Here is a 13,788-nt window from a genome sequence, read left to right as displayed (position 1 = left end):
CTTATACAATCTCTTAACTACTTATGTGTAATCAACCAGCAGTTATGAATGTGCTTGTTGCGAGAGAAGTCCAAAGGAAGTGTCTTAGCTGAGATGTTCTGAGCCTTAAGACCTAACTCATCGAGAGCTTCCAAGTCCATTTTGAAGTGACGCTTGTTGTTAGAGAACACAATCGTGCCTTCTTCACGAAGAAGACGCTTAAGGTTTTCCATCAACTGAATGTGATCACGTTGAACATCGAAAGATTGATCCATACGCTTAGAGTTTGAGAACGTAGGTGGATCAATAAAGATTAGGTCATAAGAACCCTGCTCTTTAACCAACCACTGTAAGCAGTCAGCTTGAACAAACTGATGTTGACGACCAACACGGCCATTAAGCTCCATGTTCTGTTTTGCCCACTCAAGGTAGGTATTCGACATGTCAACCGTTGTTGTAGAGCGAGCGCCACCCACAGCAGCATGAACAGATGCACTACCAGTGTAAGCAAACAGGTTTAGGAAATCTTTACCTGCAGCCATCTCACCGATACGACGACGAGTGATCTTATGATCTAGGAACAAGCCTGTATCAAGGTAATCATGAAGATTAACAATCAGCTTAACGCCGTACTCGTTCACTTCTAGGTTAGATGAATCTTGAGCCATCTTCTGGTATTGAGAACGACCCTTCTGTTTCTTACGAACCTTAAGCACGACGTTGTTTGCTTCAACGCCAGTTACTTGAATAGAAACACGGATGATATCGGTTAAGCGACGCTTAGCTTTGTCTTCCGGCACATCTTTCGGTGCTGCGTATTCTTGAATTACAAGGTGACCCGGGTATACGTCAATCGCTACATTGTATTCTGGTAAGTCAGCATCGTAGATACGGTAGCAATCTAGTTGCTCTTTCTTAGCCCACTTACCGATCTTGCCGATGTTCTTTTTAAGACGGTTCGCGAAATCAGGTGCAATTAGCTGCTCTTGCTCGCCCGTTGGACGTTCTGACATCGGACGATCTGAAATTGAGTAGTTCTTTTGGTGACACGGTAACGCACCGTTATTCAATTTGAACTGTTTATCTGCACGCATGCGTAAGCAGCTAAGTAGTTCATCTGAACTAGAGAAGATAGACGCGTTACAACCACCAAATTCAGCTTTAAGCTGCGCGCCGAACGCTGTGTAAAGAGCAATAAGACCCGGCTCTGTACCAAGACGCTCACCATAAGGTGGGTTAGAAACAATCACACCATCAGTAAACTCTGTAGGGCGTTTAAGTTTTGCTGCATCACCTACTTCGAATTCAATCAGCTCCTCAACACCAGCACGACGAGCATTGTCACGCGCTGTTTTGATCATGCGTTCGTCATTGTCATAGCCATAGAACTTACATTCTACTTTCTTAACACCACGACGACCTTGAACGTTCGCTTCAGCTTTCACTTCAGCCCATAGCTCTGGTTCGAAGTCTTCTAGTGATTCAAAACACCACTTTAGTCGTTTAACACCTGGAGCCATATTTGCAGCCATCATTGCCGCTTCAATCACTAACGTACCTGAACCACACATAGGGTCTAGGAAAGGCTTAGTCGCATCCCAACCACTACGAAGAAGAATCGCTGCAGCAAGAGTTTCACGCAGAGGTGCGCGACCTGATTCGGGACGGTAACCACGTTGGTGAAGACCGCTGCCCACCATATCAACACCAAGAATCGCTTTATCACGGTGTAGACGAACGTGAATTCGGATGTCTGGGTTCTCTTTGCTGATAGAAGGACGAGGTAGAGACTTCTTCTCGAAGCAATCAACAACGGCATCTTTTACTTTCATTGCACCGTATTGGCTATTACGGATTTCGTTGTTTGTACCATTGAAGTCAACAACAAAACGTTTAGAGCTATGGAATTGATTTACCCAGTTAACCGCAGTGGTTGATAGGTACAAATCCATGTCGTCCATACAAGTGAATTCAGAAAGGACACGTACAAATCGAGAAGCCAAACGGCTCCACAAACAACAACGATAAATTTGCTCATTGGTGGCTTTGAATTTAACACCTGCTTGAACAGGTTTTGCGTTTGTAATCCCTAGTTGGGTTAGTTCTTCAACTAATAAATTCTCAAGGCCATTTGAGGTAACCGCTAGATATTGATTCATAGTGTTCTTTTATTGATAAAAATGAGCTCGATTATACCTGAATTTGTAACTAGAGCATCACACTAAACGCGTCTTTTCATTGAATCTTTCTTCTAACTGGCTAGCAAACGCACAGCCTTGAAGCGATCGCTTACCCACACACCCTTAGAACATAAGACTTATCAATCCAACACGATTCATGACCCAATACTGCTCAAAACGACAATGTGAATTTATATTCACCTTTGAATTGGTATATACCAAGTGAGATTTATAGGTGAAAGTTAGCTACAAATGGGCGAAAACAGGGAATAAAGATAGGTAAATTACACTTCTAGCGATAAAAACAGGCAGAAATTAAGGTGAAAAAATAGTCGTAAGTTCACTATTTAAATGGTTGAGCAGTGATGTATTTATCAGGATGAGGTTTTTTAGGCACAAAAAAATCGGCTATTAAGCCGATTTTGGGGAAGATTTGACAGGTTCACGCGTTGCGATGTGTGTGAGAAATGATGGTTTAGATTGAAAGGCTAACCGACCATCGCAATGTGCGTTTGATGAAGAATAGCGTTCGCGTCTATCATTCTATCGTGCATCACCTTTATTGAGTCTCCAAATCGAAGCCCTTTTGAAGGCGTTAACAGGAACTCTTCTAGGTCGACAAATGCGCATAGACTCGCACACTCTCCCACTTCTAATACAATGAAATAGCCTAAGCTATGCTCGTTATTCATTTGTACAATATCCCCTTCCTGAGGATATTCATGGCCAGCGCCTTGTGAGTCGAAGAACCAACTCTTAGGCTGTACAGGCTTATGGAAGCGCTTTGCTGCCACACAATAGAGTGCTAATTCAGCTTGACGAGGCTCAGACAGTTCTAAGCCAGAAATTTGTTCTTTGAAGGTTTGGTATGAAGATGCGTCATCAACGGTGAATTCATTATCTCTAAACGCGCAGTCCACCAGCTTATTGCGGACCAGATTCGTTTTGAAAATCATATCCTCTCCGAGGTTTAGCATTAATGAACATTGCTGCTCATCATAATACCAACTCCATGTATCGCTAGGTTTAAGCATCATTTCGTCTCACACTGTTGAACCATTCCATTAGGTAAAACGCAAAATTACCTTCAATTACAGTAATTTTACTGAGCAATAGGCAAAAAAAAAGAGGAAATGAATTCCTCTTTCTTATCGCTTTTCTCTACAACTCAGTGAGTTACAGTGTCTCTTTTAGTAAGACGATGCCAGATTGTCGCTTTTCAAAAATAAAAGCAATTACCGCTTATAGATTTTTAACGATGTCGCCAACTAGGCCTGGGCCTTTGTAGATGAAACCAGAGTAAACTTGTACAAGCTTAGCGCCTGCCATCATTTTCTCTTTTGCAGCAACATACGAATCAACACCACCTACCCCGATGATCGGCAGTTGGTCACCAAGCTCTTGATAAAGTTTACGAACAACTTCAGTACTGCGAGATTGAACAGGACGTCCACTTAGGCCACCTGCTTCGTCGCAATGCTTCATGCCTTCAACGATTGAACGATCCAATGTTGTGTTTGTTGCGATCACACCATCGATCTTATTTTTGATCAATGATTCACAAATTTGGCTGATTTCGTCGTCACTTAGATCCGGAGCAATCTTAAGAGCAAGAGGCACATATTTACCATACTTCTCTTCCAGTTCAGATTGTTTCGTTTTAAGTTCAGACAATAGATCGTCTAGAGCTTCGCCGTATTGTAGGGAACGAAGTCCTGGAGTGTTTGGTGAAGAGATATTTACCGCAATGTAACCCGCGTATTGGTAAACCTTCTCCATACAGATAATGTAATCTTCTGCGCCCTTTTCAATTGGCGTGTCTTTGTTCTTACCGATGTTGATGCCTAAGATGCCGTCGTAGTTCGACTTCTTAACATTCTCAACAAGGTTGTCGACGCCTAGGTTGTTAAAGCCCATGCGGTTAATGATACCTTCAGCTTCAACAAGGCGGAATAAACGAGGTTTGTCATTACCTGCTTGTGGACGAGGAGTAACAGTCCCTACTTCTACAAAACCAAAACCCATTGCGCCAAATGCATCAATACATTCGCCGTTTTTGTCTAGGCCGGCAGCAAGGCCAACTGGGTTTTTAAAAGTAAGACCCATGCACTCTACAGGTCGGTGAGGTAATTGTTGGCGATACAAAAGATCAATAGGTGTGCCGGTGAAGCGTTTGAAATTTTGAATTGCAAGATCATGAGCCTTTTCGGCATCAAGTTGGAAAAAGCCAGTTCTGGCTAGACGGTAAAGCATTGTGCCTCCGATAGAAAAAAGCGCCGTGTAAACGGGGCGATATTATTTACTTATTTACCCAACTATTCAATCTATTACTGTCTGTAAGGGTAAGATAATCGAGTTTGCTGACGAATGAGGTTCATTATTAAGCAAACGTTACCGTTTCAAGCTCTGATTATCTATTGGGAATATTCCTTATACCTCTTCTGCCACCAGCTCACTAAATACAGTGAGACTTGTACGAATAGTTAATTTATCGAAAATTGTTTAGCCAAACGAAAAAGGCAGACCTGATGGCCTGCCCTTATACTTTTTCGTCTTATCTAGTAACTAGTCTTTCGACATACAGTTTAGATTCAACAGCATCAATTCACGCAGTGCTACTGAGAATTTAGCAAACTCATGAACAGAACCCACTTTGAATTCGTTTAGGATGCTTTCCCAACGATGTAGAGAAACAGAGTTACTTTCCATCCAGTCATCAAGCGCTTTAATCACATCGATGTCTGAAGCACAACCACAGTTAAGTACTTGGCCGGTTAACTGACGTTGTTGCCAATCCAGATCTTCTCTAAATGCTGCACGCGCCAGTGCTTGCCAGTTGTTGTCTACAGCTTGGCCATTGATTTGCTTCAAGAACCAGTGCAATGACAAACGGTCGCCAAGGTTGAAGTAAAGCTTAGACGCTTGTTGTACTGTTTTACCCGTTTCACGAGCCACTGTAGATATATCCAGTGCTGAGTACAAACTAGACAAACGAGCCACTGAATTCGCCAGTTCTGCTGTTACACCCTGGTCAATCCATACCTGAGCCATTGCTTGGTGCTCTTCTACTTCTGAAGCTACCAGGTTTTCATCCAGTTTCTCAGTAATAGCCACCACATCACCTTGGTACAATTCAATCAATGCATTCACTGACTGTTTACCGGTACGGTTTCTTAGTAACCAACGCGCTAGACGACGCAATGTGCGGCGCACGTGGTAAAGCAACTCGTATTGAGCCTCAGAACTTGAGATATTATCCAGTTCACGAATGCTCTTAAGCACTTTGCCCAAACCGTAGATCTCACGAGATGCCGCGTAAGCATTTGCAATATCAACAATGTTTGCGCCCGTCTCTTCTTGCAAACGAGTCACGAAGTTACAACCCATCTCGTTAACCATTTGATTTGCAAGTGCTGTCGCGATGATTTCAGCACGCAGTGGATGGTTATCCATGTGTTGAGAATAGTTACGTCGTAACTCAGTTGGGAAGTATTGCATTAACTGTTGAGCATGAAACTCATCATTCGCAATATCATCGCTCACAAGATCTTCTTTCAGTACCATTTTGCCGTAAGCAATCAATACTGATAGTTCTGGTCTTGTTAGTGCTTGGCCTTGTTTCTCACGCTCTAGAAGCGTTTCGTCATCTGGAATGTATTCCAAACCGCGGTCCAAGTACCCTGCTTTCTCCATTGTGTGAATGAAGCGGATTTGCTCTTTCACTAAGCCAACACCTTGATGCTCAGTAACAGAGATTGACTCAGCTTGGCAGTACGCATCATCTAGTACGATTTCGCCAACTTCGTCTTCCATCGACTCAAGCACTTGGTTACGTTGCTTGACAGTAAGATCGCCGTTTGACACCAAACCATTCAAGAAGATCTTAATGTTTACTTCGTTATCCGAACAGTCAACACCACCAACGTTATCAACGAAGTCGGTATTAACTCGGCCACCGGTAAGTGCGTATTCGATACGACCCAGTTGAGTCATACCTAAGTTACCGCCTTCACCAACAACCTTAGCTTTCAAGTCACGGCCGTCGATACGTAGCACGTCATTTGCACGGTCACCCACATCAGTATGAGTCTCGCTAGAAGACTTAACGTAAGTACCAATACCGCCGTTCCAAAGTAGATCAACCTGCATAGACAAGATCGCTTTGATCAAGTCATTGGGTGCCATTGATGCTTTCTTGGTGCCCAGCATTTTCTGAATTTCAGGTGTCAAATGGATGGACTTCGCTCGACGAGAGAAGATGCCACCACCTTGAGAAATCAGGTCTTTATTGTAATCTTCCCAGCTTGAGCGAGGCAGATTAAACAGACGATCACGCTCTACCCAGCTTGATGCTGAATCTGGGTTCGGGTCAATGAAGATGTGCATGTGGTTAAACGCCGCTTGCATACGAATGTGCTTAGATAGCAGCATACCGTTACCAAACACGTCACCCGCCATATCACCTACACCGATCGCAGTGAAGTCTGTGCTTTGACAATTGATACCCATTTCACGGAAGTGACGTTTAACGGATTCCCAGCCACCTTTCGCGGTGATACCCATAGCTTTATGGTCATAACCGTTAGAGCCACCCGATGCAAACGCATCACCTAGCCAGAAGTTGTACTCTTCAGCTACTGAGTTCGCTAGATCTGAGAATGTCGCGGTACCTTTATCGGCTGCAACAACCAAGTACGGATCATCTTCATCGTGACGAACAACACTCTTAGGTGGGATAACCTCACCTTCAATGATGTTGTCTGATACATCTAGTAACGCACGGATGAAGCGCTTATAACAGCGTTGACCTTCCGCAAAGATCTCGTCACGGCCCGACATCATGTGCTGACGCTTACACACGAAACCACCTTTAGCACCAACCGGTACGATAACCGTGTTCTTAACTTGTTGCGCTTTAACTAAGCCTAGAATCTCAGTACGGAAATCCTCTTGACGGTCTGACCAACGTAAACCACCACGAGCGACTTTACCGCCACGTAGATGCACACCTTCAATGTCTGGTGCGTAAACGAAGATCTCAAACGCAGGAACCGGCGCTGGGATATCTGGAATCTCGCTTGGTCTCATTTTCAGAGCCAACCAAGGTTTAGACTGTTTGTTGTCGTCTAACTGGTAGTAGTTAGTACGAAGCGTTGCAGTGATCATTTCCATGTAGCGACGAATAATACGATCATCATCCAAGCTTTCTACATGATCCAACTGTTCAGTGATCTTCTTAATAAGATCTTGTTGGCCCTTCGCGCTACCCTTCAGTTTCGGGTCAAAACGCTTACCGAATAAGCTCACTAACCCTTTTGCTAAATCTGGGTAATGAGACAATGTGTCTTCAATGTATTGTTGGCTGAATGGGAAACCCACTTGGCGCATGTAACGAGCATAAGCACGTAAGATAGAGATCTCACGGCCAGAAAGACCTGCACCCAATACCAGACGGTTGAAACCATCGCTGTCTAACTCACCTGCCCAAATTGCAGCAAAGGCTTGTTGGAAAAGATCGCGAGCTTCACGAAGATCAATCGTCTTGTCACTCTTATGCAGCATCGAGAAATCAAGGATCCAATAAGTCACCCCATTAGTCTTGCGCACTTCATAAGGTGATTCACCAATAACGCGCAGGCCAAAGTTTTCAAGCATTGGCATAACATCAGACAAGTGAATTGGCTCATCACTGTGGTAGAACAATTTCAAACGAACGGCTTTAGAGTCTGCCGCTTCTTCTTGAGGACGGTAGAAAAGCATACCCAGTTTGTTGTCTTCGCTTAGTGCTTCTAAACGCTCGATGTCCGCTACCGCAGAACCTGGCATCATGTCTTCTTTGTACGAACGTGGGAATGCACGCATGTACTCTTTCGATAACGGAAGACCTTTGCTCTCACCGAAGTTAGCAACGATTGATTCAGAGAGGCGGTCATCCCACGTAGACGATACTTCCATTAAATTTTGCTCAATTGTTTTCACGTCCACATCCATGTTGTTGTTATCAACACGAACAATATAGTGCGTTCTTGCCAGTGGGCTTTCAGAGAAGTATGTCGTGAATTCGACTTCTTCTTCACAACCGAAGTATTGCTTCAAGATGCGCTGGGTTTGACGACGAAGTTCGGTGTTGTAACGATCTTTTGTTACGTAAACCATACAGCTGAAGAAACGGCCAAACGGGTCTTTACGAACAAACAAACGCAGAAGATCGCGATCTTGCATTTGTACTACGCCGGTACCTACTTCAAGTAGCTCTTCTTCTCGAGCTTGAAGCAGTTCATCACGTGGGTAGTTTTCAAGAATGTTGTGCAGAGCTTTGTAAGAATATGAACCCTTACGGTAACCACTTGCATCTAAGATACGCTCAACTTTCTCACGAACTAAAGGAATGGTTTCAACGGTCTGGTTATAAACGGCAGAAGTGTAAAGACCGGTAAAGCGGTGCTCACCAATGACCTTGCCGTTTTTATCAAACTTCTTGATACCGATGTAATCATTGTAAGCTGGGCGGTGAATGCGTGAAGCCGTGTTGCCCTTAGTTACGATCAATACATATGGTTTTTTCGCTTCTAAGCGTGCCGAGTCAGAAAACTCAGACAGCTTAACGTTACGTACACGATCTGAATTTGCGAACAAACCAAGGCCTTGCTCCTTGGTAGGTTGTAGTTCAGTGTCGCCATTCACAGAAACAAGGTCATATTCCTTGTAGCCCATAAACGTAAAGTTGTGCTCGCCTAACCAACGAAGGAACGCGAGAGTTTCATCAAAGCGCTGACCATCGACTGGTATCGTCTCTTTTTGCTCTTCAACTTGATTGGTGACTTCTTCAAGTCGTTCTACCATTTGTAGCCAGTCATTAACCACAAGACCGGTATCGGTAAAGATATCCAGTAGCTCGGTTTTAAGTGCGGTCATTTCAGCTTTGCTGCTAAGACGGTCAACCTCAATATGGAAAAGCGACTGGAATGCACCTTCGTTATTGCTAACACCGACAACACTGCCCTTATCTGAGCGAGAGATTTGTGTTGGGTTATGAAGCATAAGGTGAGAAGAGAGATCGAGGCGGGTCAATGCCATTTTTACGGAATCAACAAGGAATGGGCTGTCTGGTACGACTATCTCAACGATAGTGTGAGTAGACTGCCAACCTTGACGACTTACCGTCGGGTTGAAAACGCGTACAGAGATTTCGTCGGCTTTCTTTTCATTGATGTGATGCCATAAGCTAACTACAGCACCGTATAAATCGGATTCGTTTCTCTGAGTCAGATCGTCGTGAGAAACGTTACTAAACAAGTGTTGAGCAAGTTGAGTTACGAGAGGTCGATGAGCAAGGTCAAGTTTGTCTTGAATCAGCTTGTAAACTTTTTCAAGTAAAACTGGAACCACAGTTTCACGTGCGGTCATAGTCACACTCCACAATTAGAATTATATTTTATTATTAGGGGGATCACTTAATCTGGTGTTTGAAACGTGCCGTTGAGCGCTTTTCTACTAACAAGTTAAGCAAAGGTAATGCATTCATTTATTGTAAAAGCATTATTGAAAAATAGTTAATTGTTTTGGAGGTGGTAAGAGGTGAAATGTTTGATTATGTGATTAAGATTCCTTTTAACTCACTAGGCACGCCAAGGTTTACAGAGCTTCTAACTTAATAAACTTATTTTTTTGGTCAGTTGTCAGCCTAAACTGCCCTCTAACCCCTATTTGTGTAAGAAATGGTCTGAACCGAGTTGCAGGTAACTGTAAGCGTAAACCTGTTGTTGTTATCACTTGAACTTTACTTGCCGCACCAGAATAGCTGGCCAAAAACTGCTGATATGAGATATTAAGTTGGAAAATATAGCGATTCATACGATACCTGTATAAATATACAGTGCCGGTATTTTTTGGCACTTAACGATGTCTGACGGTGAAACTGAGCTTGAAACTGCTCTAGCTTATCGAAAATTCGATGAACCAGAAACAAAAAATCAGTGGCAGATACTCTCTACCACTGATGACCTTTCGTTTTAGCGAACAGTTTATTAGCAAGCCGCTTATTAGAAAACAGTTACCTGAATGAGCTACTGCTGGCTTAAACCTCTAGTGCTTTCGTCACTTTCTCAAACAAGTCTTTTGCTAGGTTGTCCATGTTCTTTAACGTCTCAAGTTCTTTTCTGATCAGAGCTTGACGAGCATCGTCGTACTTACGGAACTTAAGAAGTGGATCAATCAAACGTGAAGCCACTTGCGGGTTGCTGCTGTTCAGTTCACGTAAGATCTCGCCAGCAAATGCATAACCTTGACCAGACTTGTCGTGGAATTGAACCGGGTTCATGTTTAAGAATGAACCGACCAAGTTACGGGTACGGTTCGGGTTCTTCAAACTGAACGCTTGGTGCGACATCGACGCTTTGATCACTTCAAGTGCGTTTGAACTTGGGTTTGTACCTTGTAATGAAAACCACTTATCCATAACAAGACCATCGTGTTTCCACTTGTCACTGTAATCCGCCATCAAGGTTTCACGACATACGAGTTGTGCACTATTTGCTGCGCCCATTGCTGCCATGGTGTCTGTCATGGTGTTTGCTTGCTGGTACATCGCAACAACCAAGTCATTACCCTGCTCAGTATGAGCTAAGTAACTTAGGCAAACTTTACGTAGAGTACGCTTACCAATTGAATCGTGATCGATCGTGTATTCCGTTAGTGCGTGGCTGTGATAAACCGCCGCTAACTCGTCTTCAAGTTCCGCAGCTAGTGTTACTTTCATTGAGTTAAGAACCGATGCGACCGCATCAATATCAACACGCTCGTACCAACCCGATACTTCATTGTGGCTTGGTAGAGAAAGCATTTCTGCAATAAACGCAGGCTCTAGTGAATCACTCAGCAGTACGCCACGGAATGCATCAACAACAGAATCAGAAAGCTCAAACGCTTGACCCTGTTGAACCTTCTCCACGTTACTGCAGATGTACTTCGCTAATAGCATTTGACCCGCATCCCAACGAGAGAATTCATTGCGAGCATTCACCATCAAGAAGATCAGTTCTTCATCTGAATAGTCGTATTCCAATTTCACTGGCGCAGAGAATTCACGAAGTAATGATGGGATCGGTTGCTCAGAAACGTTTTCAAACACGAACGTTTGCTCTGCTTCTTTCACATCTAATACGTTATGAACTGGCTTACCGTTACATTGTAACTCAACAACTTCACCCGCAGCCGTGTATAACTCGATATCAAGAGGAATATGTAGAGCCTGCTTTTCCGTTTGCTCATGAGTTGGCGCTGTTACTTGGCGAGTTGTTAACGTGTACTGCTTCTTCTCTGCGTCGTACTTACTTTCAACAGACAGCGTCGGCGTACCAGACTGGCTGTACCATAAGCGGAACTGAGATAGGTCGACGCCCGACGCATCTTCCATTGCCGCGACGAAGTCTTCACACGTTGCCGCCGTGCCATCGTAACGTTCAAAGTACAGCTTCATGCCTTTTTGGAAACCTTCCTCACCCAACAATGTGTGGATCATTCGGATCACTTCACTGCCCTTTTCGTACACAGTCAATGTATAGAAGTTATTCATTTCTATCACTTTTTCTGGACGAATTGGGTGAGACATTGGACTTGCGTCTTCAGCGAATTGTGGCCCACGAATAATACGAACATTGTTGATTCGGTTTACTGCGCGAGAGCCAAGATCAGATGAGAACTCTTGGTCACGGAATACGGTTAAGCCTTCTTTCAAGCTAAGCTGGAACCAATCGCGACAAGTCACTCGGTTACCTGTCCAGTTATGGAAATATTCGTGACCGATTACCGCTTCGATACCTAGGTAATCTGTATCCGTAGCAGTTTGGTCGTTCGCGAGAACAAACTTCGAGTTGAATACATTAAGGCCTTTGTTTTCCATCGCACCCATGTTGAAAAAATCAACGGCTACGATCATGTAGATGTCTAAGTCGTACTCCAAGTTGAAACGCTCTTCATCCCACTTCATTGAGTTAATCAAAGAAACCATCGCGTGGTTAGCTCTGTCTAGGTTACCTTTGTCGACAAAGATTTCTAGGTCAACTTTTCGACCCGATTGCGTGGTGTAAGCATCACGAAGTACGTCAAAGTCACCCGCAACTAAAGCAAATAGGTATGCTGGTTTTGGATGTGGGTCTTGCCACTTCACCCAGTGACGACCATTTTCAGCATCACCTTCATCAACACGGTTACCATTGCTTAATAAGAATGGATTTTCTGCTTTGTCCGCAATAACCGTTGTGGTGAATTTTGCCAAGACGTCTGGGCGATCCATGTAGTAAGTGATACGACGGAAACCTTCGGCTTCACACTGAGTACAGAACGCGCCACCCGACTTGTACAAGCCTTCAAGTGCACTGTTCCCTTCAGGGTTAACTTCGGTAACGATGGTTAGAGTAAATTCTTTTGGAAGGTCATTCAGCGTAAGTTGGGTTTCAGACTGCTCGTACTGAGTCCATTCGTTGCCTTTAACCAAAACAGAAACCAACTTCAAGCCTTCACCATCAAGTACTAATGTCGCGCTGTCTTTCTCCTGCTTAACACTAGAAACAGCCGTAACGATGGATGCTGAGTCGTACAAATCGAAAGTAAGATCGATTTCAGAAATCGTGTGAGATGGTGATTGATAATCTTTACGATACTTGGCTTGAGGTATATGTGCCATGACGGGTTCCTTTTGATCGTTATACGTAATTATTTTTTAACTGTATATATCTAAAGGTTGAGCGCCAATAAAACAAGGGGAATATTAAAAAAAGGAGGCATTGTAAGAAAATGCCTCCATGTTTTGCTATTTTATCAATCAAATCAGACAGGAACGCCTAAGAAATGAACTGTGCACAATATTATCAACGAGTACGACTTTACTGCTAAAACTCACGATTATCGGATGCGATTGAGTACCGCAAACATGTCTCCCTCTTCACCTTGCAGCGTTAACACATCGCTGTTCAGTGTATAACGAGTACCGTGTTCACCATTCTCATAAAGTAACACTAACTGGTCGCCTTCAGTGTAATACACACCGCGGCGAATGACTTCTCCCCCTTCTTCATCGGACACTCGGAACATAAAGATAAAGTCAGGCTGAAGCACTAAATCCATTTTTTGAATGTTACTGGCACGCAAATCACTCCCGGAAAGTTCTGCGCTTGACCATATTCCTGCCAGGGCGTTAGGCAAGGCTTTGGTGAACATAACACCGTTAAGATTCAGCATATTGTGATTACTGCTGTACGCGTAAACCTGAGGCTCAGAAGTATTCAAACCCAAAATAATGGTGTCTTCATTGGCGTTATACAAACCTTCCCAATGATCCACACTGTAGTCTTTCTTTTGGATATCGATAGTGAATGAGTAATTTGAATCGAGAGTCAGCTTGATTGCTCTAAAATTTTCAGTGCCTTGTTCAGGATCTGGGTTCATCAAATACCAATCACCAAGCAACAGAGGAAGGTCAAAATGAGATAGATTGCTATCACTTTTTGATTGTTGGCTGCTCGAAGCGACCTCGCTCCCAAAAGCAACAAAACTTAAACAAGATAAAATTAGTAGAATCCATTTCATACGCGCCCCCTCGTTTTCTTTAAGCTTAGGCACGTAATGATTA

At 43.6% G+C, this 13,788-nt stretch carries 7 protein-coding genes; all 7 read right to left on the bottom strand.

Annotation, left to right across the window (positions count from 1 at the left end; all coding sequences use genetic code 11):
• Nucleotides 1-17: 17 nt before the first annotated feature.
• Complete coding sequence (rlmKL, locus tag OQJ75_RS15910) at nt 18-2,138, bottom strand: bifunctional 23S rRNA (guanine(2069)-N(7))-methyltransferase RlmK/23S rRNA (guanine(2445)-N(2))-methyltransferase RlmL (RefSeq protein ID WP_265974008.1); 2,121 nt, start codon at nt 2,136-2,138, stop codon at nt 18-20.
• 509 nt (nt 2,139-2,647) lie between these two features.
• Entirely contained in the window at nt 2,648-3,196 is a 549-nt protein-coding gene (locus OQJ75_RS15905; RefSeq protein WP_017059680.1) for a cell division protein ZapC, read from the bottom strand.
• A 205-nt stretch (nt 3,197-3,401) separates the two neighbouring features.
• Nucleotides 3,402-4,412, bottom strand: coding sequence for a quinone-dependent dihydroorotate dehydrogenase (pyrD, locus tag OQJ75_RS15900; RefSeq protein WP_265974007.1), 1,011 nt, complete (start codon nt 4,410-4,412; stop codon nt 3,402-3,404).
• A 312-nt stretch (nt 4,413-4,724) separates the two neighbouring features.
• Nucleotides 4,725-9,566 carry an NAD-glutamate dehydrogenase gene (locus OQJ75_RS15895; RefSeq protein WP_265974006.1) on the bottom strand — a complete coding sequence of 1,614 codons (4,842 nt, stop codon included), beginning with the start codon at nt 9,564-9,566 and terminating at the stop codon, nt 4,725-4,727.
• A gap of 228 nt (nt 9,567-9,794) precedes the next feature.
• Nucleotides 9,795-10,013, bottom strand: a complete 219-nt coding sequence (locus OQJ75_RS15890; RefSeq protein ID WP_004733645.1) for a DUF2835 domain-containing protein — start codon at nt 10,011-10,013, stop codon at nt 9,795-9,797.
• Nucleotides 10,014-10,236: 223 nt separating this feature from the next.
• A complete protein-coding gene (gene pepN / locus OQJ75_RS15885) occupies nt 10,237-12,843 on the bottom strand; it encodes an aminopeptidase N (RefSeq protein ID WP_265974005.1) in 2,607 nt (868 codons plus the stop codon).
• 218 nt (nt 12,844-13,061) lie between these two features.
• Nucleotides 13,062-13,745: a hypothetical protein gene (locus tag OQJ75_RS15880; protein WP_019823244.1), complete on the bottom strand. Its 684-nt coding sequence runs from the start codon at nt 13,743-13,745 to the stop codon at nt 13,062-13,064.
• Nucleotides 13,746-13,788 lie beyond the last annotated feature (43 nt).

Origin of the sequence: Vibrio sp. 14G-20 (genome assembly GCF_026241515.1) — a bacterium.
GTDB lineage: Bacteria > Pseudomonadota > Gammaproteobacteria > Enterobacterales > Vibrionaceae > Vibrio.
The sequence above is the reverse complement of the archived record's forward strand: the minus strand, read 5'-3'. Positions and strand labels throughout refer to the sequence as shown.